22 protein-coding genes and 2 tRNA genes are annotated in these 23,205 nt (G+C 62.4%); 18 read left to right on the top strand and 6 right to left on the bottom strand.

Annotated elements, in window-relative coordinates; genetic code table 11:
• The first annotated feature begins 266 nt into the window (after positions 1 to 266).
• The 6 genes from HMPREF2674_RS04190 to HMPREF2674_RS04160 all read left to right on the top strand — a co-directional run bounded on the left by HMPREF2674_RS04190 (position 267) and on the right by HMPREF2674_RS04160 (position 4,515).
• Entirely contained in the window at positions 267 to 614 is a 348-nt protein-coding gene (locus tag HMPREF2674_RS04190; protein ID WP_049345921.1) for a DUF4190 domain-containing protein, read from the top strand.
• A 199-nt stretch (positions 615 to 813) separates the two neighbouring features.
• Positions 814 to 1,248, top strand: a complete 435-nt coding sequence (locus tag HMPREF2674_RS04185) for a hypothetical protein (protein ID WP_053090269.1) — start codon at positions 814 to 816, stop codon at positions 1,246 to 1,248.
• Between the two features lie 138 nt (positions 1,249 to 1,386).
• Positions 1,387 to 1,866: a hypothetical protein gene (locus HMPREF2674_RS04180; protein ID WP_070824909.1), complete on the top strand. Its 480-nt coding sequence runs from the start codon at positions 1,387 to 1,389 to the stop codon at positions 1,864 to 1,866.
• A gap of 242 nt (positions 1,867 to 2,108) precedes the next feature.
• Positions 2,109 to 2,732 carry a polyprenyltransferase gene (locus HMPREF2674_RS04175; protein WP_070824908.1) on the top strand — a complete coding sequence of 208 codons (624 nt, stop codon included), beginning with the start codon at positions 2,109 to 2,111 and terminating at the stop codon, positions 2,730 to 2,732.
• Between the two features lie 655 nt (positions 2,733 to 3,387).
• Positions 3,388 to 3,876, top strand: a complete 489-nt coding sequence (locus HMPREF2674_RS04165) for a hypothetical protein (protein ID WP_070824906.1) — start codon at positions 3,388 to 3,390, stop codon at positions 3,874 to 3,876.
• Between the two features lie 162 nt (positions 3,877 to 4,038).
• Entirely contained in the window at positions 4,039 to 4,515 is a 477-nt protein-coding gene (locus HMPREF2674_RS04160) for a hypothetical protein (protein ID WP_070824905.1), read from the top strand.
• A gap of 102 nt (positions 4,516 to 4,617) precedes the next feature.
• On the opposite strand, the gene HMPREF2674_RS04155 is transcribed toward HMPREF2674_RS04160, so the two are convergent.
• A tRNA-Ser gene (locus HMPREF2674_RS04155) sits at positions 4,618 to 4,705 on the bottom strand.
• 125 nt (positions 4,706 to 4,830) lie between these two features.
• Between HMPREF2674_RS04155 and HMPREF2674_RS04150 the strand changes: the two genes are divergently transcribed.
• The 3 genes from HMPREF2674_RS04150 to HMPREF2674_RS04140 all read left to right on the top strand — a co-directional run bounded on the left by HMPREF2674_RS04150 (position 4,831) and on the right by HMPREF2674_RS04140 (position 7,671).
• On the top strand, positions 4,831 to 5,841 hold the full coding sequence (locus HMPREF2674_RS04150; RefSeq protein ID WP_070824904.1) for an NAD(P)H-quinone oxidoreductase: 1,011 nt from the start codon (positions 4,831 to 4,833) through the stop codon (positions 5,839 to 5,841).
• Between the two features lie 232 nt (positions 5,842 to 6,073).
• Entirely contained in the window at positions 6,074 to 6,613 is a 540-nt protein-coding gene (locus HMPREF2674_RS04145) for a hypothetical protein (protein ID WP_049331442.1), read from the top strand.
• Between the two features lie 182 nt (positions 6,614 to 6,795).
• A complete protein-coding gene (locus HMPREF2674_RS04140; RefSeq protein ID WP_070824903.1) occupies positions 6,796 to 7,671 on the top strand; it encodes an HpcH/HpaI aldolase/citrate lyase family protein in 876 nt (291 codons plus the stop codon).
• A 107-nt stretch (positions 7,672 to 7,778) separates the two neighbouring features.
• Here HMPREF2674_RS04140 and HMPREF2674_RS04135 read toward each other — a convergent pair whose 3' ends face one another.
• Both HMPREF2674_RS04135 and HMPREF2674_RS04130 read right to left on the bottom strand, forming a co-directional pair.
• Positions 7,779 to 8,015 (bottom strand): hypothetical protein, encoded by a 237-nt coding sequence (locus tag HMPREF2674_RS04135; RefSeq protein WP_070824902.1) that lies wholly within the window; start codon positions 8,013 to 8,015, stop codon positions 7,779 to 7,781.
• A gap of 121 nt (positions 8,016 to 8,136) precedes the next feature.
• Positions 8,137 to 8,211, bottom strand: a tRNA-Thr gene (locus HMPREF2674_RS04130).
• Positions 8,212 to 8,428: 217 nt separating this feature from the next.
• On the opposite strand from HMPREF2674_RS04130, the gene HMPREF2674_RS04125 reads away from it, so the two are divergent.
• The gene (locus tag HMPREF2674_RS04125; protein ID WP_070824901.1) at positions 8,429 to 9,214 is read left to right on the top strand and encodes a DsbA family protein; all 786 of its coding nucleotides are present in this window, start codon (positions 8,429 to 8,431) and stop codon (positions 9,212 to 9,214) included.
• The gene (locus tag HMPREF2674_RS04120; RefSeq protein WP_070824900.1) at positions 9,214 to 9,999 is read left to right on the top strand and encodes a spermidine synthase; all 786 of its coding nucleotides are present in this window, start codon (positions 9,214 to 9,216) and stop codon (positions 9,997 to 9,999) included. The genes HMPREF2674_RS04125 and HMPREF2674_RS04120 overlap by 1 nt, the downstream gene beginning before the upstream one ends.
• 105 nt (positions 10,000 to 10,104) lie before the next feature.
• Here HMPREF2674_RS04120 and HMPREF2674_RS04115 read toward each other — a convergent pair whose 3' ends face one another.
• On the bottom strand, positions 10,105 to 10,539 hold the full coding sequence (locus HMPREF2674_RS04115; protein ID WP_239663124.1) for an EamA family transporter: 435 nt from the start codon (positions 10,537 to 10,539) through the stop codon (positions 10,105 to 10,107).
• Positions 10,540 to 10,627: 88 nt separating this feature from the next.
• Positions 10,628 to 11,689, bottom strand: a complete 1,062-nt coding sequence (locus HMPREF2674_RS04110) for an EamA family transporter (RefSeq protein ID WP_049343130.1) — start codon at positions 11,687 to 11,689, stop codon at positions 10,628 to 10,630.
• A 299-nt stretch (positions 11,690 to 11,988) separates the two neighbouring features.
• Between HMPREF2674_RS04110 and HMPREF2674_RS04105 the strand changes: the two genes are divergently transcribed.
• Positions 11,989 to 12,900 (top strand): di- and tripeptidase, encoded by a 912-nt coding sequence (locus HMPREF2674_RS04105; RefSeq protein ID WP_070824899.1) that lies wholly within the window; start codon positions 11,989 to 11,991, stop codon positions 12,898 to 12,900.
• A 116-nt stretch (positions 12,901 to 13,016) separates the two neighbouring features.
• Here the strand turns inward: HMPREF2674_RS04105 and purB are convergent, their stop codons facing one another.
• Entirely contained in the window at positions 13,017 to 14,450 is a 1,434-nt protein-coding gene (gene purB / locus HMPREF2674_RS04100) for an adenylosuccinate lyase (RefSeq protein WP_049331463.1), read from the bottom strand.
• A 426-nt stretch (positions 14,451 to 14,876) separates the two neighbouring features.
• Here purB and HMPREF2674_RS04090 point away from each other — a divergent pair, with 426 nt between their 5' ends.
• The 6 genes from HMPREF2674_RS04090 (at position 14,877) to HMPREF2674_RS04065 (ending at position 23,170) form a co-directional block, all read left to right on the top strand.
• The gene (locus HMPREF2674_RS04090) at positions 14,877 to 15,482 is read left to right on the top strand and encodes a hypothetical protein (protein ID WP_049343132.1); all 606 of its coding nucleotides are present in this window, start codon (positions 14,877 to 14,879) and stop codon (positions 15,480 to 15,482) included.
• Positions 15,483 to 15,532: 50 nt separating this feature from the next.
• Positions 15,533 to 17,815 carry a hypothetical protein gene (locus HMPREF2674_RS04085; protein ID WP_053090102.1) on the top strand — a complete coding sequence of 761 codons (2,283 nt, stop codon included), beginning with the start codon at positions 15,533 to 15,535 and terminating at the stop codon, positions 17,813 to 17,815.
• Between the two features lie 119 nt (positions 17,816 to 17,934).
• Positions 17,935 to 19,062 (top strand): histidinol-phosphate transaminase, encoded by a 1,128-nt coding sequence (locus HMPREF2674_RS04080; protein WP_070824897.1) that lies wholly within the window; start codon positions 17,935 to 17,937, stop codon positions 19,060 to 19,062.
• A gap of 373 nt (positions 19,063 to 19,435) precedes the next feature.
• The gene (locus HMPREF2674_RS04075) at positions 19,436 to 20,602 is read left to right on the top strand and encodes a thiamine pyrophosphate-dependent enzyme (protein ID WP_049331474.1); all 1,167 of its coding nucleotides are present in this window, start codon (positions 19,436 to 19,438) and stop codon (positions 20,600 to 20,602) included.
• Positions 20,603 to 20,604: 2 nt separating this feature from the next.
• Positions 20,605 to 21,591 (top strand): alpha-ketoacid dehydrogenase subunit beta, encoded by a 987-nt coding sequence (locus HMPREF2674_RS04070; RefSeq protein ID WP_070634951.1) that lies wholly within the window; start codon positions 20,605 to 20,607, stop codon positions 21,589 to 21,591.
• Between the two features lie 100 nt (positions 21,592 to 21,691).
• Positions 21,692 to 23,170 (top strand): dihydrolipoamide acetyltransferase family protein, encoded by a 1,479-nt coding sequence (locus HMPREF2674_RS04065; RefSeq protein WP_049343136.1) that lies wholly within the window; start codon positions 21,692 to 21,694, stop codon positions 23,168 to 23,170.
• Positions 23,171 to 23,205 lie beyond the last annotated feature (35 nt).

Raw genomic sequence — 23,205 nt, 5'->3', positions numbered from 1 at the left:
TATAGGCTGTTTTGCGCTTGGTCAATTCGGTAGGGGCCTCGCGTGAATTAGGCGTGTTGCTCAGGTAGGCGAGGCGTTTTGCCCCAAACCGGCTGAGCCGACGGGGGCTCTACTCCGTGGGATACGGGCCGTGCACATTGAGGGTTATACGCATTTTCGATACACTACACTCCATCCAAACCGATAAATAGAGGGCGTCTCTGGCGTGTGAATTTTCCATACAGTGTTGCCAGAGTTGCCTTATTTACTCAACGAAATGAGAAATCATGTCTGAAAACCCCAACAACCCCCAGCCCCAGTTCAACCAGGACCCCCAGTTCAGCCAGCAGGCACCCCAGTTCAATCAGCAGGCTCCTTACGGTGTGCCCGTTCAGACCCCTGAGCAGCTGGCTCAGGCGAAGAAGGCAAAGACCCTGTCGATTGTCTCTCTGGTGAGCGGTATTGTGAGCTTCTTTGTCCTCGGTTTCATCCTTGGTGCTGTAGCTATTGTGACCGGCCGCCTGGCTATGAATAACCCCGAGCTGAAGAACCGCGGTATGGCTATTGCCGGTACTGTTCTGGGTGTCGTCAGTATTATTTTGCTGGTCGCTCTGAAGATTTTTGTAAAGCAGTAAGATTGAAGCTATCTGCAGTAGCCTCATGATTTGAGGAAGCCCGCGAGCGCCCCGTGCGCACGTGGGCTTTTGCATGCTTGAGGGGGCATTGCCGGGATAAGCGCGGTGTACGCAGCCGAAGCGTGAATATAGCTGCCGCTTCGGTGATAGGCTAGGAACAACACGGGCCAACGCCGACCAACCACAAAGGTGAGATGCCATGTCTCAGAATCCGCAGGGTTCAAACCCTGAAGACTCCGACCCCGAATACAACCAGCTGAACGAACAGCTTGCTGAGCTGTCTGCGCAAGATGGCCAGGATACGTCCGGTCAGCCTATGATGCTGCCCGCGGATACCGTGCAGAAGATTATCGGGCGGGTTGAGGGCGAGCGGGCCGCTCAGACTTCCCTGGTGCTCGGTCTTGTCAGCCTGATTTGCCTGGGTTTTATTGCCGGCGTGCCTTCTTTCATCATGGGCTATATCGGTATGTCTAAAGCGAAGGAAGCGGAGCGCCTGGGCGTTTCGGCTACAGCGGGTCGTAGGATGAGTAAGATAGGCACCTTTATAGCTTTCCTCATTTTCTTCTGCACGTGTGTCTTCATGCTTATGGGGATTATCGGTTCCCAGAGGGTTGCTGGCTATTCCCCCTATTAAACTTCCGGGTCGGCCGGTATCTTAGCCTGGGCGGGCACCATGAAGGTGCCTAATCCTCGCCGCCGAAAACAGATTACGGATATCGGGGCCTCCCCCGAAACACCTGTCGCGTATCAAGACTGAAAGATCGTGGTTATTATGTCTCAGACTCCCCAGCCTCAAGAGCCGGACCCGTTCGACTACAATCCCGCGTACAACCAGCTCTACGAGGGCCGCGATGCCGGGCAGGGCGCGGGCGGCGAGCCGCGGAATGTCCCGGCTACCTACAAGCCCGCCGGGGCGTACACTCCGCCTCCTGCCTACCCGGAAAGCGTCCCGGGGAATATCATCACGCCCCCTGGCTTCCTGGAGGAGGGCCAGAAAGCGGCACAGCGTTCGTTGACGTTTGGCATTATCAGCGTGGTGCTCATTCTCCTCATGTATTGGATTCCCTACTCCACCCTCGGATCAATTATTCTGGGCGCCCTGGGAATTTCGGCCGCGCGAGACGCGGAACGCCACGGTGTGCCGGCAAAGGCGGGGCGCATCCTCAGCTGGATTGGCGTGGTCCTGCCCATCGCCCTGACGGTCTTTGCGATTATTGCCCTCCTATCGCTCCTTTTCACCCTGAAGGGATAGCCGCGTTAGCGGTTCGGCTGGCCGAGACTTCTGGAACCAAGCCCACCATCTTTTGTCTGCAACATGTAGAAGCCCCGTTTCTCGAATTGAGGCGCGGGGCTTTACGCATATTCGCGGAATCCCGAACTAACGCTCGAGGTGTCTTGCGCGGGTCAGAATGACGGGTGTAGTTGCCCCCGTTCCGTTGATAGGCTAGGGTGAATATTGTTTAACACACACCTGCCGCACGAAAGTGAAACGCCATGTCTCGGAATCCGTGGGGTTCTGACTCCTACGATTACAACCCGGACTACAACCACCTGAACGAGCAGTACGATCAGAACAGCCAGTACGGCCAGTATGGGCAGGGTTCGTACGGTCGGTACGGCCAGGGTTCGTATGGCCAAGGTTCGTACGGCCAATACGGGCAGAGCTCTTACGATCAGTATCCCTATGACCCGTACGGCCAAGACCTATATGGTCAGAATCAGTACGACCCGTACGGTTACCAGTATGACCAGCCCATGATGGCCCCAGCCGGCTTTCTGCAGAAGACCCCCGAGCAGTTTTTTGGTGAGAAGGCTGCCCAGACCTCCACTGTGCTCGGCGTTATCGGTTTGATCTGTATCGCGACTCTCAACTGGTGGCTGTTCGGTCTGCCCTCCCTAATTCTGGGTGTTATCGGTGTTCTTAAAGCGAATGAGGCGGAACGCTACGGCGCCGCTGCTTCGGCAGGCCGCATCATGAACTGGATTAACGTAGCCGCTGGTGGCATATTCCTAGTGCTTTTCGGCGGAGCTTTTCTGCTGGCGCTCATGCTGGCTCTTTCGGATTCTGCCGCTAATTCAGAGTTGGTTGATGCCGCGCAGATACTGGCACTTCTCTAAAAACTTTGCCCTTCTCGAAGAGGTAAGAGCCCCGCTCCTCACAATGAGGAGCGGGGCTTTGCTGTACATATGCCGTATATTTTGCGTATTGGGCCGGACACGCTTGTTCCCTCTGATGGGAAGGTCTAGGGTGAAGTTAACACCCGGTATTGAAAGGTCGTGGATGCGATGTCGCAGCTACCTCAAAACAACGAAGCCTTCGATTACAACCCCGAGTACGCCAAGCTATACCGGCAAAATAGTAACGGGCAACCCATCGTTGGGTCCGCAGGGGGCCCACTGCAACCCGCGAGTGGGTTCCCGAGTCAGGAAACCGGGCGGAGCGCCGAGAACCTCTCCTTGCTCTTCGGTATCCTCAGCTTAGTGTGCATCCCGGGTATTCGATGGACGCTGTACGCCATCCCTTTCTCACTGATACTGAGTGTTTTAGGTATCTGGCAGGCGCGAGTGGCACGACGGCACGGTGCGCGCGCTACCGCGGGTATGATTCTCAGCGCGGTGGGTATAGTCGTTGTCCTTCTTCTCGTTGCCCTCATCATATTGATTCTGAACGCTTTGTCGGGCATCCACTAATCACAGCGGCTCGATGTCGAGCCTAAATGCTCTCTCAACCCGATAGGCACTTAACACCCGGTATTGAAAGGTTGTGGATGCGATGTCGCAGCTACCCCAAAACAACGAAGCCTTCGATTACAACCCCGAATACGCCAAGCTCTACCAGGAAGATGACAGCGTACAGTCCGACGCTGATGATGTGGAAGACAGGTTGCTACGTGCAAGCGAGCCCCCTTCCAATGTGCGGAGGGCGCAAGCCGGTGAAAGAGCAGCGAACTTCTCCCTGCTTTTCGGTGCCCTCGGCCTGCTATCTCTCTTCATAGGGTTTTGGTGGTCTGCCGATGGCATTGAAATCGGTATACTCCTGGTCATCGTCGCACCATTCCTGAGTATCTTAGGTCTCCGACAGGCATTCGTGGCACGACGGCACGGTAAGCACGCCATCGGGGGCATGATTCTCAGCGCGATGGGTATAGTCGTTGTCCTTGCTATCGTCGCCCTCATCATAATGATTCTGAGCGCCTTGTCCGGATTAAATGATGCAGGCCCGTCGAGGAGCCTGAACGCTCTTATGCTGTACTGGAACTAGCCTCGAGATAAATACAGAAAAGTCCTGCCCCTCATTGTGAGGAGCAGGACTTTTCTGTGTATATGCCGTATGTTTCGGCAGGTGGAGCCTGACATGCTTGTTCCCTCTGATGGAAAGGTCTAGGGTGAAGGTAACACCCGGTATTGAAAGGTTGTGGATGCGATGTCGCAGCTACCCCAAAACAACGAAGCCTTCGATTACAACCCCGAATACGCCAAGCTCTACCAGGAAGATGACAGCGAACAGTCTAGCCCGGATGCTTCTGACGAACAGCTACTATCCGCAAACGAGTCCCCGGATGACTCTTCGGATGGTTCTCCGGATGAGCCCGCAGATCAAGCGGTCGGTGAGAGAATGGCGAGCTTCTCCCTGCTTTTCAGCTTCCTCAGCCCGCTATCTTTCTTTCTAGGGTTCTGGTTGGCAGCCCATAATCCTGAAGGAGACGGTCTGCAGTTAGCTCTCGTTGCACCGGTGCTGAACATCCTGGGTCTCTGGGAGGCGTTCGTAGCAAGGCGGCACGGTGCGAGGGCCATCGGCGGTCTGGTTCTTAACGGTCTGGGGATATGCTTTTTCCTCTGTATCGCCTTCCTCATCATGTTGATTGCAAACGCTTTGTCAAACATGTCAAACATGCACTAACGACGCCCCCGGTAACTCGATCCGGTATATGCAAAGAGCCCCGCTCCTCAATACGAGGAACGGGGCTCTTCGCGCTCCACACGTGGAGCAGAAGCTAAAACGCGGATGGTAAGGGATTTGAACCCTTGAGACGGGGTTACCGCCTACTGGTTTTCAAGACCAGCTCCTTCGGCCGCTCGGACAACCATCCTTGCGCTCCAGAGACCGGCATTTTATCTCAACGCCGTGCCGCAGGGCACTACGAGATTATCTCACGATGTATGCTTTCTGTAAATCGAGTGCCGATGAGGGCACATCCGCTCAGGAGGAGGGCTCATGCGAGCAATTATTGAGGAAAACCACGGCGGTCCCGAGGTGCTTCGGGTCAGCGAGATTCCCGCCGCCGTTCCCCGTTCGCGTGAGGTGCTCATCCGCGTTCGCGCCGCCGGAATCAACCGTGCGGATGCCCTGCAGCGCCGCGGATTCTACCCGCCCCCTCCTGGATCAAGCTCCATCTACGGCCTGGAAGTGGCCGGGGAAATCGAAGCCGTCGGCGAGGGGGCATCCGTTGAGAACTGCGGTCGCCCCGTGATGGCCCTGCTCCCCGGAGGCGGGTACGCCGACTACGTGACGGTTCCGGTGGATCTGCTGCTGCCGAAGCCCGAGAACCTGAGCTTTGAAGAGGCCGCGGCGCTACCCGAGGTGGCCGCCACGGTCTACTCCAACCTGGTACTGACCTGCGGCATGAGCATGGATCCCGCCGAGAACCTGCGCGAGGACGGGCAGAACGCCACGGTGCTGGTACACGGCGGCACCGGGGGCATCGGGGTGCACGCCATTCAGGTGGCCCTGGCCGCGGGAACCCGCGTATTCGCCACGGTTGGGACCGAAGAGAAGGCGGAGTACGTGCGCTCGCTGGGTGCTGAACCCATCGTGTATCGGGAACATTCGTTCCGGGATGTCATTCTGTCGGAGACCGGCGGGCGCGGCGCGGACTACATCCTGGACGTCGTGGGCGGGCGGTACTTTGAGGACAACCTGCACACCCTCGCCGACGGTGGGCACCTGTGCATCATCGGGTTGCAGGGCGGACGAAAGGCCGAGCTGGACCTCGCGTACGCACTCACGCACCGGCTCTCGGTGCACGCCACGAGCCTGCGCAGCCGCCCCGAGGCCCAGAAAGCCGAAATTCTGCGCGGCGTGCGCGAGCAGATCCTCCCGCTGATCGAGTCGAGTCGCATCGGTGTGGGTCTTGACCGGGTATTCCCCCTGGAGGCCGCGGCCGAGGCGCACGAGTACTTTGAATCCGGTCTGCACCGCGGCAAGGTGGTGCTACGGGTCGATTAGACAGGTTTCCGCGGGATGCGGAGAAAACCTTGTTGCCGCGCTCCGCGAAACGTGACATAAATGCTCATATTTCCCTGACGAACCGTCACCAAAAGAAGATTTAGGGTAACCTAAGTATAGGTGGGTTTGTAGCTCGCCGCGGAAGGTGATGCACGCATCCGACGCTCACCGGCCGCGAGCGACTCCCACCCGATAACCGTTCACGGCACACACCTAACGTAGAGGAGGACTCATGGGACTCAAAAGCTACCTGCAATCACGCCGAGACGACGCCGAGCTCGGCAAGGGCATCTGGCGGCGCTCCCACGACCGCTTTATTCGCGGCATCGACCGATTCCACCAGGTGCTCGAGCGTCTGGCGGGCACCGAGTCCTCCGCCTCCATGATTGAACTCATCGTGCCGGACGCCAACGAGCTTGCCGACCTCATCCCCCGGGTGCGTGCCGTGGCCATGGAGGCCCACCGCCTCGCCCCCAGCGACGGCGATATCCCCGCCTCGCAATTCGGCACCTACTCCGACCTCAACCGCGCCCTCTCCAAGGCCGGCAACGCCGTGGCCCTCTGCGCCGAGGCCCTGGCCATGGCCCGCTGCTTCGGCGAGTGCACCACCGGATGCGACCGCCAGGTGAGCGTGCACCGCCGCGTTGAGACCGTGGTGCAGCACGTACAAGAGGCCGAACGCCTGATTCGCCGCGCCCAAAAGGAAGCGGCCGGCGAGCTGACCTTCGACGACGGAATCCCCGTGGGACGGACCGAACTCGTCGAGGCCTAGTGGTGCGTCAGTTTGATGCTCCACCGGGCACACGATACGCTTAAAAGAGAGGTGCATGACACCCCGCAAGCGGTTCAGTCACAATGGATGTGACGATGGTACGCAATCGAGAATCGCAGCTCGGTCCAGGCCCTCTACGGCACAACCAATGCATTAACGATTGACGGAAGAAGTCACACACCATGTTTGAATTCCATCGGAACGAGCGCGCGCGCCAGCTGCGCCCCAGCCTCTCCCGCTCCTGGTTGCTCGTTCGCGCCAACGCCAGCGAAGACGTTTTTGAGCAGGCCTTCGAATCCGAGGCCGATTCCATCATTATTGACCTCGAGGACGGTTGCCCGCCCGAAGAGAAGGACGCCGCCCGCGAACAGGTCGTCCGCATGCTGAACTCCGGCGTGGTTGCCTGGGTTCGTATCAACGCCATCACCACCGAGCACTGGTGGAAAGACGTCAAGGCCCTCAAGAACGTGAAGGGCCTGCGAGGCGTCATGCTCGCCACCGCCGAGCACGCCACCGACATCGACCGTACCTCAGCTGAGCTGCCCGCCGGTACCCCCATCATCGCGCTGATTGAATCGGCCCTGGGCGTGCACCACTCGGTCGAGATTGCTCGCGCCATCGGCACCTTCCGCCTGGCCTTCGGCGCGGGCGACTACCGCCGCGACACCGGTTCCTCCGCAACCCCCATGGCCCTGGCCTACGTGCGTTCGCAGCTGGTCATCGCCTCCACCCTGGGTGGCCTGCCCGGCCCCATCGACGGTCCGACCCTCGGCGCCTACGGCGGGGACCTCTCCAAGGCCTGCGGCTTCGCGAACGACCACGGCATGACCGGCAAGATTACCCTGGATATCCGCCAGGCAGAGACCATCAACGCGGCCTTCTCGCCCAGCGAGGTTGAGATTGAAGAGGCCCACCAGATGCTCGACGTGCCCATCGACGGCCCCCGCGACGGTTCCTACCTGCCGCGCTACCTGCGCGCCAAGAAGGTCAAGGAACTCGCCAAGGTCTACGGCCTGTGGGGCAAGACCGACAGCGACTTCCAGCGCGCATCCAAGTAACGCGCCGGCCCTATAGCGAAGGCCGCGCATCCGACCCCTCGGAGGGATTCGGATGCGCGGCCTTTGGTTTAACGCTCCGGCCACCGACCGGCGGACGGGCTTGGCGACTAGTTGCGCGGGGAACGGCCGCCCGTAAGGGCGTGCGCGGCAACGTAGGACGTCGCCAGGGAAATCACGATGGGCACCAGGAACGAGGTGTCGTCCTCGTAGACGGCGCGGTAGAAGAACCAAACCGCCAGCGAAATCACGAGCGCCAGCACGTAGACGATGGCGAAGCGCGCGGTGGGGGTGAACGGGGCGCGCTGCGAGGAGCCCTTGCGGGCGGAGGTGCGGGACGAAGACATGAGGCCTCCCGGGATAGAGCGAGCTGTCGGACGCCTCGGAACGGGGTCGGGGCCTCGCGTGCCGAAGACGATACTAAAAACCGCCGCAACACACCGGAAACCGGCCTTGTTACGGCGGATGTGGAGCCCCCAGTGGGATTCGAACCCACGACCTTTTCTTTACGAGGGAAATGCTCTACCCCTGAGCTATAGAGGCACATACGCTACCTGCCGCGTTGAGACGGGCTTTCCGCGGAACAGTGCATACCCCGCAATGGTACCAAAAAGGCGGGGGAGAGGCGAATCATCGCGTTGCTACGGCGGCTCCGCGCAAGAGCCCCGCGCGGACGCGTCATGCACCCGCCGCGCCGGCGGGATAAGATGAACCTAAGCGTTATCCGTGCGCCCCGGCACCGATTCTTAGGAGGAATACCATGACCTCACCCTTTACCCGCCGCGCCCTGCTCATCGGCGCGCTTCCCGCCGCCGCACTGGGCCTGAGCGCCTGCGGCTCATCCCGGGCCTCCTCTACCGCCTCCGCGAGCGGTTCGGCAGGCGGCTCAGCGAGCGCCACCTCGGAGAGCACCGCCGCAGCATCGGCGAGCGCATCCGCAAGCGCGTCCGCTACTCCCTCGAGCTCGGCTTCGGAGACCGCTTCCGCATCGGCTACCGCGGATGACGGCTACGTCGGCTTCCGCCTCAACCGCGAAGTACCCGGTGCGGGCACCGCGACCCTGTACACCGACTTCCAGTGCCCCTACTGCGCCAAGGCAGAGCCGAAGTTCGAGGAGGCCGCCAAGAAGCTCGACGGTGTGCTGAACGTGACCGCCCGCCACATGCCCCTGAGCATGCACGCCAACGCCGTGCCGGCCGCCCTGGCCGTGCAGGCCGCAGAGGCACAGGGCAAGCACCTCGAAATGGCCGATAAGCTCTTCGCCACCCAGAACGACTGGAAGGGCATCAAGGAGCGCGATAAGCTGCGCACCCTCTTCAACGACTACGCCAAGGAACTGGGCCTGAACGTTGAAGAATTCGACAAGGTCCTACTCGCCTCCGACACCGTTAAGCCCATCCAGCGCGACTACGAGCACGCCGTCAAGATTGGCGTGAAGGGAACCCCCACCTTCGTCGTGAACGACAAGGTCGTTGAGGGTCTGGATTCTTCCTCTTCGGTGGATGAGCTGGTCAGCACCTTCAAGCGCGAAGCCGGCGTGAAGTAGTGGCGCACATTCAGCTCTCCGGCGGGCAGCGCGCCGAGATTCAGCCTGACGGGTTCAGCGAGCACGGCTACGTTCTCGAAATTGGGGGTGCCGAGCAGTCCCACGTGGATACCGCGGATCCCTCCTACGTGTTCTACGAGTACCTGCGCCGCATCGCGAACGCGGTGGATGCGCTCGCCCCTGCTGGCGAGCCCATTACCGCCGCGCACCTGGGTGCGGGGGCGCTGACCCTCGTGCGCTATATTCAGGAGACCCGCCCCGGCTCCCCCCAGGTTGCCGTCGATATCGAACCCGAGCTTATGGGATTCGTGACCGACCGGCTGCCGCTACCCGCCGGCACCGACTGCCGGCTCGTGGTGGGCGATGCCCGCGAGCAGCTGGCCCACCTGCCCGAACTGCTGGGCGTGCCCGGCTTCGACGCGATTATCCTCGATATTTTCACCGGCATGGACGCGCCCGCACACCTGGCGAACCGCGACTTCTACCGCGAGCTCAGGGATTCCCTGAGCGAGCGCGGCCTGGTCGCGGTCAACGTGGGTGACGATGCGGGCCTGCCCTTCTTCCGCCTGCAGACGGCCGCCATGCTCGAGGTTTTTGACCACGTGTGGTGCCTGTGCGAGAGCTCGATGCTCAGCGGCGAGAACGAGGGAAACCTCGTACTGATCGGTACCTCCTGCGAGCTGGACGAGGACACCCAGGACCTACTGTACGCAATGGGACCGCATCCGGCGGAGGTGCTTACCACCGACGAGCTGCGCGACCTGCTGGACAGCCTGGAGGCTTAGGCGCGAGATTTAAACCGTTGAGGCGGGTACCGACCGGGTACCCGCCTCAACGGTTTTCTATATGCCGTGCACCGGCGACCCCGGGCCGTCGCCCGCGGGCGGGGCCTATTCGGGCAGCGGCATGGGAACGGGCTCCTCGCCCTCATCCTGCTGCTTGGAAGAGCCGCTCTGCGCGGTGGTCAGCGTAATGCCCACGCTCGCCGTCATGAGCAGGCAGATCGCCACCCAACGAATCGGGCCCGTCTCCTGGTTTAGCAGCGCCCAGCCGGCAATCGCCGCGATGGCGGGCTCCATGCTCATCAACACGCTAAACACCTGCTGCGGCAGGTTGCGCAGGGCCATCAGCTCCGCGCTGTAGGGAATCACCGAGGCGAACATCGCGGTACCGAAAATCATGAGGAGTAGCACCGGGTCCTGAGCCGCGTTCCACAGCGGCTGGGATGCCGGAACAACCGCCGCCGCCGGGGCAATGAACGCGGCGCCGACCAGCATCGCCACCGCCAGGCCGCTTGCACCCGGAACCAGGGCACCCCCGGGCACGAGATACTATCCTACGTGCTACCCGGGGGTGCGAGAAAGAAGAGACATGCTCTCCAGCGCAATATTCAGCTGGGCTCTCTACGGCTACCTAGAGGCCCTTCGCCTCGCGGTCGGCCCTAATCTGCTCGGCCGATGGAAGCGTAATGGAACTGGTCGCCATCTGTGCGATATCCACCGCGTGCGCATCCACCGCACCGGGGAGGTAGCGATCCATCTCCTCGCTATCACCGCGTTCCTGGGCCCGTTTTTGGGCGCGGGCGTGCGAAATGGAGATGCCGATACTCGCCAGCACCAGCAGCGAAATGGCCAGCCAGCGAACCGCATCCGTCGGCTCGGCCAGCATAATGACGCCCACCAGCGCGGCAATCGCCGGTTCCAGCGAAAGCACCACACTGTAGATGTGCGCCGGCAGCAGGCGCAGGGAAGAGACCTCGCCCAGGGCCGGGATGGCCGAGGCCAGCAGACCCATCAGGCAACCAATCGCCAGCAGGTGAACGTCCTGAGTCACCTTCAACAGGTTATTGCCGCTCAGAATAAACGGGAACGGCAGCACCAGCAGCGTGGATACGGCGTTGCCCATCACCATGCCGCCCATACCCGGGATGAGCGCGCCCACCTTCTCCGTCGCCAGGATGTAGGCGGCACGCGAAATCGCCGTCAGCACCGCGAAGAACACGCCCACCAGGGCAAAGTCCTCAGGCTTGGCCTGTGATTCGGCCGTCAGAATCGCCATGCCGCTAAAGGACAGGGCAATCCATACCAGGTCCAGCTTGCGGCGGGACATAACGGTCGCCAACACCAGCGGGCCCATAAACTCGATTGCCACGGCAATCGCCAGCGGAACCTGCTCAATCGCCACGTAGAAGAAGGCGTTCGCGCCGGTGAGGGCCACGCCCAGCACGATGACCGCGGTCCATTGCGCGCGCGTCCACGCGAGAATATTCGGGCGGAAGAACACGTACAGCAGGATGGTGGAAGTCAGCAGACGTAGCGCCACCACACCCCAGGGCCCCAAATCACCCATGAGCTGCTTCGCGAGGGCTGAACCGAATTGCGCGGAAATAATCGCGCCGGTCGCGTAGGCGACACCCAGCCCCTGAGTGGCCAGGGGAGAACGCGCAGCCGTGGGCGTGCTGGCGGAAGAAGTCATGGTAATCCTTTACAGCATGAAGCGTAAGCAAGTATCGGCGGTACAGCCCAACCCGAATCGCCGTGAAACGGGTCACGCATTATGCAGACAATGAATAGTGTGTAACCTAGGACAATTTTACGCGGTTTAAAAAAGGGCGCAAATAAATGGGAAGCGATTTCAGAAGCGCCGCCGCGCCGGCTGGACGACCGCGCTCAAGCCCTCGGTGAACTCAAGCCCTCGGTGAACAAGGCTCTTCCAGCCCGCCGGAAGGCCCGCCCGTTCAGGAAATATTCACCCGACCGTGCTTTACTAAAGACATGATTGACCCGAAGAAGTCTCTATTCGATGAGGACGGCAACCCCCGTCCCGCGCTAACCACCACCCTCGACAACGTACTGCGCATGCAACGACCGCTCGCGCTGTCCATCGTCAAGAAGCTGCGCGAAGCGCACCCCGACGAAACCCCCGAACAAATCCACAAGCGCCTCGACCGCACCTACCTGCGTGACATCACCGCCATCGGCGGCGTCACCGGCGCATCCGCATTCGTGCCCGGCGTCGGCACCGTCACCTCCATGAGCCTGTCCGCGCTCGCAGTCGGCGGCTACCTCGAACGCACCGCACTCTACGCCCAGGCAGTCGCAGAACTGCACGGCGTGCACGTACACGACGCCGAAACCGCCCGTTCCATGGTCATGGCAATCATGCTCGGCGAAGAAGGCTCCCAGCTCATGAACACCGTGCTGCTGCAGACCGGTAAGGCAGGCGGCATCTCCAACAAGTGGGGCATGCTGCTCGGCAACTCCTCCAGCGGCAAGATGTTCAGCGTCGAACGCACCATCCGAAACATGTTCATCCGCCGCTTCCTCACCCGCCAGACCGGTGCACTGCTCGGCCGTGCCCTGCCCTTCGGCGTGGGCGCAGTGGTCGGCGGCGGCGCAAACCTGGCTCTCGGCAAGGATGTCGTGCGCAACACTCGTAACGCTTTCGGCGGCGCCCCGGCATACTTCCCCACGGAGCTCATGATTACCCCGCGCGCGCCGCGCGTAAAGTCCGAAGAGGATGAGTCCCCGGAGAGCACCCGCGGCGAACGAGGCCAGCTCGTGGATAAGGCCGGTTCGATTCTCAAGGGTGCGGGCAAGGTCGCTAGTAAGGCTGCCGGAAAGGTCTTCACCCGTGGCAAGGGCCACGACACTGAGACCGAAAACCGCCCTATGCTCGAGCGCTAAAACCCTCGCTGGTTAGCAGACATAGCAAAGCCCCAACACGCTGAAGACCCCGGATCCCTGAACTCAGGGACCCGGGGTCTTCAGCGTTAAGACCGGCGCTCAGCCGATGCTACCGACTACGCGTTCTTCGCGTGATCGAGCAGCTGAGCCGCAATGCCGTTGTAGGTGTGCGGGGTCAGGTTCGACAGACGCTCCTCGGCCTCGGGGGAAAGGCCCAGGGTTGCCACAAACTCCTTGAGGCGAGCCGCATCCACGCGGTGACCACGAGTCAGCTCCTTCAGACGCTCGTAGGGGTTCTCCATGCCGGGAACACCCGCGATAGCCTCCGCGCGCATCACCATCTGGATTGCCTCGGCCAGAACCTCCCAGTTGGAGTCCAGGTCGGCGGAAATCACGTCGGCCGCGATGTCCAGGCGCTTCAGGCCCTTCACCACGTTCGAGATGGCCAGGACCGAGTGACCGAAGGCCACGCCGATGTTGCGCTGAGCCGAGGAATCGGTCAGGTCGCGCTGCCAGCGGGAGGTCACCAGGGTCGAGCCCAGCGAATCCAGCAGGGCGTTGGAGAGCTCCAGGTTAGCCTCCGCGTTCTCGAAGCGAATCGGGTTAACCTTGTGCGGCATGGTGGACGAACCGGTCGCACCGGCCACCGGAATCTGGCGGAAGAAACCAATCGAAATGTAGCTCCACACGTCGGTGCAGAGGTTGTGCAGCACGCGGTTGAAGTGCGCGATATCCGAGTACAGCTCGGCCTGCCAGTCGTGCGACTCAATCTGGGTGGTCAGCGGGTTCCAGGTCAGGCCCAGGTGCTCAACGAAACCGCGAGAAATCTTCTGCCAATCGGCGGTGGGCACCGAGGCGTAGTGCGCGGCATAGGTGCCGGTCGCACCATTGATCTTGCCGAGGAACTCGGTCGCCTTCACATGCTTGACCTGGCGCTTCAGGCGATAGGCGAGCACGCCCATCTCCTTGCCCAGGGTGGTCGGGGTTGCGGGCTGACCGTGGGTGCGCGAGAGCATGGGAACCTCGCGGCCCTCCTCGGCCAGGTTCAGCAGAACCTCAATCAGCTCCTCGGCTGCGGGGATCCACACGTTCTGCACGGCATCCTTGATGCCCAGGGCGTAGGAGAGGTTGTTGATGTCTTCGGAGGTGCAGCCGAAGTGAACCAGCGGCACCAGGTGGTCCAGGCCCAGGCCCTTCAGACGGCGACCGATGTAGTACTCGACGGCCTTCACGTCGTGTACGGTCACGGCCTCAATCTCGGCCAGCTCGGCCACGGATTCGGCGTTGAAATCGGTCACGATGGCGCGCAGGCCCTTCTTCTGCTCCTCGCTCAGCGGGGACAGGCCCGGCAGCACCTTGTGCTCGCACAGGTAGATGAACCACTCGACCTCGACGTGGATGCGGTCGCGGTTCAGCGCCGCCTCAGAAAGGTAGTTCGTCAGGGGTGCGGTGACGGAGGCGTAGCGTCCGTCCAGGGGGCCCAGAGCGAGTTCGCCGGTGCCCAAATCGATACGGCCAGAAGGCAGGATGGTGTTATTGGTGTGAGACATAACTCCATTTTCGCATGGATCGCCGGAAAATGCGGGCGGGGTGCGGGGCGGTGGGCGGTTGGAGGGGGCTCTGGATAGTGGTTTGGGCGAAGGCCCAGACTGCGGTCCGGGTGGTGTCGGGGATGGTCCGGGCGGTGCTCGCTGCAGGCACACTGACTCCAATGGGCGGGCGTTTTTTCGGCTCCGAAGCGGCTCCGGAGTGGTTTCGGGGCAATCTTTGCACGGAAATATGACGGCTACGGAAGCTGTGGATAAAGCATTTTGCGGGTCCTGGGGCCCAAATCCGTGCGGATTTTTCGTTTTGTGGGGTCGCTATCCACAGGCGGCTAAAAGCCGGGGGGAGCAACGCCGGCCCGCCCATAGGCTGGAACCAAAGTCCACCCGCTAAGCCGGTATCCGTAACCGGCTCCTCCGAAAGGACGCGCCGTGCCTACCTTCGTCGATTCCACACCGCCATCTGCGCCTCCGGGAACCCCCAACCCGCCCAGCACCGCGGATATTCTGCGTGCCGCCGGCCATATGGGCATCGGCTCCGCGGCCGGACGCGCGTTCGCCGCCTCGCTCCTCGCGGCAGCCGCCTTGGCCCGCACCAAGGGTGCCGAGCTTTCCGCACGCATGCGCGCCGAAGCCCACGAGATACAGGGGGTCTACGCGCGCACCGGCGAGCTCGGAACAGAGCACTGGGCCTCGGAGGCGGGCCGCGCCTTCCGCAGACAGCTCGAAAGGCACCGCGACAGTATTCGAGACAGGGCACAGATTGCCGAGAACGCGGCGGCCGATATTGCCGCCGCCGCTGAAGAGCTCGCCGCCGAACTGACCGCCAAAGCCCAGGCCGTTACCGCCGCGGCCGGTGCCCTCGACAGCCTTCTCGGGTCCCTCACGGATACCGCCGCCGATATCCTCGACCCCGGAAAACTGGAGGACCTCGTGGCCCGCCACGCGGGGTCCGCGCAACACGAGCTTGATTCCCTCATGCACGTCACCCTCCCCGAGGGGCTCAACGCGCTCGTTACCCGCCAAACCGGCTATTAGACCGCTACTCACTGCTAGTCGTCGCTAGGAGAACCCATCTAGGAGAACCCATGACCAACGCAACGTACGCCCTTCCCATCGAGGGGAGCGGCTCGGCCCCCACAGGGGCGACCATCACCGTCACACTGGAAGAGATGCCCGCCATCGCCGATTCCCTCGCCCACGCCAGCCAGCGCTGCGCTGAACGTCCGGTGCCCATCTCGAGCATTGGCGCAGAGACGATGCTCTTTCTCGGGGTCAACGCGCGCGCCCGTCTGGCCAGCGGCCAGTGCACCATGTTGGCCGCCGGGATGGGCGAAAGCGCCGCCGATCTGGTGGCCACGGCGGTGGCCGTGCGCCTCGCCCACAGCGCCTACCTGCAGGTCGAGAACATGGTAGCCGGCTGGTTCGAATCGCTCGGTATCGCCCAGGACGGTAAGCTCCCTGACGGGCTGACGGTGCGAACCCACATTCGCGGCGCCCTCGCCGGCGACCCCGACGAGGTCCGGTACCTTATCCGGCTGACGCTGCCCGAGCTCGGGTACTACAGCGCATCAATAGCGATGCCCTATTCACCCCTCGTCGCGGCGGTACTTTTCGGAGCGACAGCCTATCTTGACGCCCGACTCAACCCCGAGATTGCCCGCCGGCGAGTGGCTGGACGGCTGTCCAGGATCACCGGAATCCCCGCGAAAATCATTGAGAAATTCATCGGGAGGGCCACCCTATCGTTGAAGAGAGAGAATACGTGGCGGGACGTGGGCAGCACGGCACACAACGTGCGTACCGCTTCGGCTGATGAGTACGGGGTCGCGGCGCACCGGGGAGAGAAAAATCAGCTTTCCGTAGGCTCCAGCTCGGAACGTTTGCAGGCGGCTGCCAAAGCCCAGGACCAGGAATTCGAGCGTTCTCAGCAGGACCCGACGAAGGGCGAACGCGGCGCCGTGATGGTCACCGTCATGTACGAAGAAGGCCACGAGGGTGACCCCGCCTACGCCCTGTACGTGGTGAGTATTCCGGGGACTAACTTTGACTCCTGGGGCGGCTCTCCCATGGACCCTGCGGGTGCTGTGCGTGAAACGTTAGGTGAAGATACCACGAGGAACCCCGCCTATCGGATGGTTCTTCAGGCTTTGCGTGATGCCGGTGCGCCGCAGGGGGCCCGCGTGTACCTGGAAGGGTTCAGCCAGGGAGCCATGATTGCCTACAACATGGCTAATAGTTTCGAGGTCGCCAAAGAAATCAACATCGTCGGTATCTACGCCCAAGGTGCTCCGCTACGAGGTTTGCCCGCCAAACGCCGAGACTTCGCCGTGGACTATGTGGAAGGCGAAGGCGATATTGTTCCGGATAGTGCACGGCGGGAAGAGGGCGGCTGGCGTCCTGACGACCGTGATACAGCAATTACCATCCAGAACCCTGTACACGATGGCGAAAAATACCGAGAAGCTCTAGAGCGTGAGGGGCATAGTAACGCGGTTTTTGGTGGCATGCGTGCGGCGATGGATGGTAAGGAATACGTGCTGGGGGAGCAGAAGGTTACCTCGGGTTCTGCTATGCCGGACGGATACAGCCTAGCTGAGCGAAGGGACGTAACGATCTCACGTATCGGAATCTACTCGCGACAGGCCTACAAATCGGGGGTTAGGTTTGACGAGAAGGGTGTAGACGAAGCGATTGAACATGGAACAGGTGGAATGATCAAGGGCGTTCAGGACGCCAAAGATAAGGGGGAACGGATCCAAAAAGCAGCCCAAGATACGTGGGAGAGCGCCGAACGGCGTCTCCCTCACCCGGGCCCTAAACCGTCGCAGGAGCCGGGGAGCCCGAAGCCGACCTGGCCCGAGATGCCTGCACCGCAGACGCCCAAAACACCTCCCCTGCAGGGATACGACCCGCAGAATGTTCCGTCCGCCATCAACTTGCCGGCGGACCTGAGCGGCCCGGAGCCTGCCCCTATCAAATTGCCCGCTCGAGTCGAGCCGGAGGGTCCACCACCCCCTGCAGATTTGCTCCCGCCGGACCTTCTACCAGAGCCCGCAGGCTCACAGGCAAACATCGGAAAGGTTATTAATCAGCCAACCATCGATGACCTGCCACTCCCTAAAATTGGTTCTGCGTTTGCGGGCACATTCCTCGGGCCCCGACAGGGCGGGGACTACGATGGTGAGGAATCGCTTACCCCCGACCTACCAGAGCTGAAGCCTGTTCCCATGCCCGTGGCGCCGGCCGAGGACATCGACCCGGGGTTCCACACGCCGATTCCTCCCGAGGAGATCGACCCGGGGTTGATACACCCCGCACCGGAGCCTCGGCGCGCCGTCACCGTTGAGCGGGAGCCGGTATTTGCCTAGTGGGGAGCCCGGCCGGTGAGGTGGCGGAGACCGGCATGGGGATGGCTCGTCCTGTCCCCATGCTGGTCTTCACCCCGATAGCGCTGGCTCCGCGGCGCTCGCAGGCACATACTAAAGCTATGAGCCACTCAGAAGAACCCACCAGCATCCCGGTCCGCCCCGTCTTCGACACCCTGCCCAGCTACGCCGCGGGCAAGCCTCCCGTTCCCGTCGAGGGCCTGACCCGGTACAAGCTTTCCTCTAACGAGAACCCGCTGGGCCCCGTGCCCGAGGTGGCGCGCGTGCTGGCCGAATTCGATGCGGTGCACCGCTATCCCGACCCCCTCTCAACCGCCCTGCGCACCGCCCTCGCCGGGCAGCTGGGCGTGGATGCCGAGGATATCGTGACCGGCGCCGGCAGCCTCGGCGCGCTCAACCAGATTCTCAAAACCTTCGCGGGCGTTAACGCCGACGGCGTGCAGGACGAGGTCATCTACGCGTGGCGTTCCTTCGAGGCCTACCCCATTCTGGTTGGCATCATGGGCGCTCGTAGCGTGCAGGTGCCGAACCTGCCCGACGGCGCGCACGACCTGGACGCTATGGCTGCGGCCGTCACCGACCGCACCCGCCTGATCCTCGTGTGCACCCCCAATAACCCGACCGGTCCCGCAGTGACCGAGAGCCAGATTCGCTCCTTCCTCGCGAAGGTGCCGGCTACCGTTCCCGTGGTCATCGACGAAGCCTACTTCGAGTTCTGCGCGGCCTCCTCCATCCCGGAGGGGGAAGAGCCCCCGCTGAACGGCCTGGACATCTATCGTGACTACCCGAACGTCATCATCCTGCGCACCTTCTCCAAGGCGCAGGGCCTGGCAGGTTTGCGCGTGGGCTACTCGATTTCGCACCCGCAGATTACCCGCCACCTGCGGGTTGCCGCGACGCCCTTTGCCGTGTCCGCCCTGGCCGAGCGGGCCGCCGTCGCCTCCATCGAGCACCAGGAGGCCGTCATGGAGCGGGTCAGGCACATCGTGGCCGAGCGTGAGCGCGTCACGGCCCGCCTACGCGAACTGGGCTACGAGTTCCCGAGCACCTACGCAAACTTTGTGTGGCTGCCCCTGGGGGAGCGGACCGGCGAGTTCGTTGACCTCATGGACCGGAATGCTCTCTCGGTGCGTGCCTTCGGATCCGAGGGCGTGCGCGTGAGCATTGGTGAAGTCGAGGCAAACGACCGTTTCCTGTCCCTGTGCGAGCTCTTCGCGCAGAAGAGCTAATCTCGCTCAACATCGCTGGATAAGCTTGAATCGCATAGCGGTCCTGAGCGTATGAAGATGAAGGAACCCTCCTATATATTCCGGTTATCGAATATATAGGAGGGCTCCTTTAGTCATTAAACGCGGTCGGTAGCGCCGCCGGTTTTCGCTTGCTCATATGCTGAATGACGGGGTGCAATACGCTGTGTTCCAGGCGTGTTCCGAGCGCGCACGTTATCGCCGAGAGCCCGAAATAGTAAACTGGTAGGTATATATGCCCAGTCCTGATGGTGCACCGGCCGTAAATCAGCCTCTCAACCCTCCACCTTTCGTGGAGAATGAGGCTTAGCCCCGGTAGCCCGCAGGCGAAGCCATCGTCACGTGTGGAGGTTAGATGCACGAGAACGACAAGTACCCGGGAGTGCCCGAACGCATCCAGCTCATGGATGAGAACGGCACCGTCCACGAACACCCCACCTTCAGCCGATACGTCAAAGACGTCGATGGTGATACCCTGCGCGAGGCCTACCGCCTCATGTACACCACCCGCCGCTTCGACGACGAGGCGACCGCCCTGCAGCGCCAGGGCCAGCTCGCCCTGTGGGTTCCTAGCCGAGGCCAGGAGGCCGCGCAGGTCGGCTCCGCACTGGCCTACGCCCCCAACGACTACATCTTCCCCTCCTATCGTGAGCACGCCGTCGCCCTGGCGCGCGGTGTGGATTTCCGCGATCTGATTACCATCTTCCGCGGCACCACCACCCACGGTTGGGACATGAAGGCCCACAACTTCCACACCTACACCAAGGTGCTGGCCGCCCAGACCCTGCACGCCGTCGGCTACGCCATGGGCCTGAACTTCGATGCCGATATCGAGGCTGAAACCGGCAAGCGCCCCACCGGCCAGGGCCAGGCCACCGACCCCGCAACCGACGCGCAGAAGCCCGCCGTCGCGGTCTACTTCGGCGACGGCTCCTCCAGCGAGGGCGACGTTCACGAATCCATGGTCTTTGCGGCCTCCTATGACGCCCCGGTGCTCTTCTTCGTGCAGAACAACCGCTGGGCCATCTCGGTTCCCTTCGAGGTGCAGTCGCGCGTGCCGATTTCGACCCGAGCCGCCGGTTACGGCTTCGAGGGCCTGCGCGTGGACGGCAATGACATCCTGGGCGTGCTCGCGGTGACCCGTTACGCCATGGAGAAGATTCGTGCCGGCGAGGGCCCCGTGCTCATCGAGGCCGAGACCTACCGCCTGGGCCCGCACACCACTGCCGACGACCCCACGAAGTACCGCACCGAGGCCGACCTTGAAGGGCCGCTGCACCGCGACCCCATGATTCGCCTCGAGAAGTACCTGCGCGAGCAGGGCTACGCCGACGATGCCTTCTTCGAGGAGGTTGCCGAGTCTGCCCAGAAGGTCGCATCCGGCGTGCGCGACGCCGTACTTTCCGCCGAGGTGGCAGACTTTGAGCACTTCTTCGACCGCGTCTACGCCCAGGAACACCAGCAGGTTGAGGACGACCGCGAATTCTACCGCACCTACAACGCAGGCTTTGAAGAGGAGTAAAGATGAGCGAAAACATTGAGCGTTTGACCCTCGCCAAGGCCATTACTCGCGGCCTGGAGGATGCCCTGGAGGCTGACCGCACCGTGGTTCTGCTCGGTGAGGATATCGGCAAGCTTGGCGGCGTGTACCGCGTGACCGAGGGCTTGCAGGCCCGCTTCGGCAACCGCCGCGTCATGGATAGCCCGCTGGGGGAGTCCGGCATTATCGGTACCTCCATCGGCATGGCGCTGCGCGGGTACCGCCCCGTTCCCGAGATTCAGTTCGACGGCTTCGTTTTCCCCGCCTTCAACCAAATCACGAGCCAGCTTGCGAAGATTCACAACCGCACCGATAAGCAGTACATCGTGCCGGTGACGATTCGTATTCCCTACGGCGGCGTGATTGGCTCGGTGGAGCACCACTCCGAGTCACCCGAGGCGCTGTTCGCCCACACCGCCGGCCTGCGCATCGTGACTCCCTCGAGCCCGCACGAGGCGTATTGGATGACCCGCAAGGCGATTGAGTGCCCGGATCCGGTCATTATCTTTGAGCCCAAGCGCCGCTACTGGCTCAAGGGGGACGTGGATCTGAACGACACCTCCTTCGACCCGTTTAGCGCCAAGGTCGTGCGCGAGGGTACCGACGCCACGATTGTTGCGTACGGTCCGCTGGTTCCGGTGGCCCTGGCAGTCGCGGAGGCCGCGGTTGAGGATGGCCGCTCGATTGAGGTGATTGACCTGCGCTCGATTTCTCCGCTGGATGTGCCGACCGTGGCCGCCTCGGTGGCGAAGACCGGTCGACTGATTATCGCCCACGAGGCCCCCACCTTCGGTGGCATGGGTGGTGAGCTGGCGTCCGCGATTACGGAGCGTTGCTTCTACAGCCTGCAGGCCCCGGTGATCCGCGTGGGTGGCTACTACATGCCGTACCCGGTGTCCCGTGTTGAGGAGGAGTACGTGCCGGATATTGACCGTATTCTTGAGGCGGTTGATCGTGCTTTCGATTACTAGGCATTCCCTGATCTGACGTATCAGCGTGTTGCGCTTATTGCGGGTTGCGAGCCCGCACAGAATATTCCATGTAGGGTATATGCCCTAGTGAGAGGTAAATATGTCCCAGATTTTTTCGCTTCCCGACGTGGGCGAAGGCCTGACCGAGGCTGAAATCCTCAGCTGGAAGGTCGCAACCGGCACCGAGGTCGCCATCAACGATGTGCTGGTCGAGATTGAAACCGCCAAGAGCGTTGTCGAACTGCCCTCGCCCTATGCCGGCACCGTCGAAGAACTGATGGTCGCCGAGGGTGAGACCGTCGAGGTGGGTACCCCCATCATCCGCATCTCCGGTGGCGACGGCGCGGCCCCGGCCGCCCCCGCCGCGCCGCAGCAGGAGACCGAATCCGGCACCGCGCTGGTCGGCTCCGGACCCAAGGCGGACGCCGTTAAGCGCCGCGCACGTAAGCGTCCCGCCTCCGCGGCCCAGCCCGCACCTGCCGCCCCCGCATCACCCGCGGCGCCGACAGCCCAGGCACCGGTGGCGCACACCCCCTCCGACCCGGTAAACCGCAACCAGGGCCTGCTCAGCGAGCTGGCTGAGCGCGCCTCCCGCTTTGTGGAGAACACCCCGCTGAACTCGGTGGTGCAGCGTCTGGCACCCGAGCCCGCAGCGGCTCCCGCGCCGACTTTGGCTCCCGAGCAGGTTCCGCACCGCCCTACCCTGGCGGCTCCTCCGGTGCGTTTGGCCGCTAAGGAACTCGGCGTCGACCTGGCCCACGTGACCGCCACCGGTGCCCGCGGCCAGGTGACCAAGCAGGACCTCATGAACTACGTTGCCCACCTCAAGGACGTGCAGCACAGCGGTGCCCGCCAGCCCTTCTGGCAGGGTGCAACCACCCCGGGCGACCGCATCGAGCGCATCCCGGTGCGCGGCGTGCGCAAGGCCACCGCGAAGGCCATGGTCGCCTCGGCCTTCAGCGCCCCGCACGTGTCGATTTTCGTGGACGTGGATGCATCCCGCACCATGGAGTTCGTCAAGCGCCTGAAGAAGTCCCGCCACTTTGAGGGCGTGAAGGTCACCCCGCTGCTGGTTCTGGCCGCCGCGGTGATTTGGGCCGCCGAGCGCAACCCGCAGGTCAACGCAACCTGGACCGACAGCGAGATCCAGATTAAGCACTACATGAATCTGGGTATCGCTGCGGCGACCCCGCGCGGCCTGATGGTTCCGAACATCAAGGATGCCCAGGAGCTTTCCCTGCGCGAGCTTGCGATTGCCCTGAACAACCTGACCACTCGCGCTCGTGAAGGCAAGACCCAGCCGGCAGAGATGGCGAACGGCACCCTGACCATTACGAATATCGGTTCGCTGGGCATTGATACCGGTACCCCGATTATCAACCCGGGTGAGGTTGCGATTGTGGCCTTCGGTACCATCAAGCAGAAGCCGTGGGTGGTTGATGGTGAGGTCATTCCTCGCTGGGTGACGACCCTGGGTGGTTCGTTCGATCACCGCGTGGTGGACGGCGATCTCTCGGCTCGCTTCATGGCCGATGTGGCGGCCATCCTGGAGGAACCGGCCCTGCTGCTGGATCACTAGGCAATAACCTAAACGGCCCCGAAGAGCCGCTCAAC

Origin of the sequence: Rothia sp. HMSC062F03 (assembly GCF_001836905.1) — a bacterium.
GTDB classification, from domain to species: Bacteria; Actinomycetota; Actinomycetes; order Actinomycetales; family Micrococcaceae; genus Rothia; species Rothia mucilaginosa_A.
The sequence above is the reverse complement of the archived record's forward strand: the minus strand, read 5'-3'. Positions and strand labels throughout refer to the sequence as shown.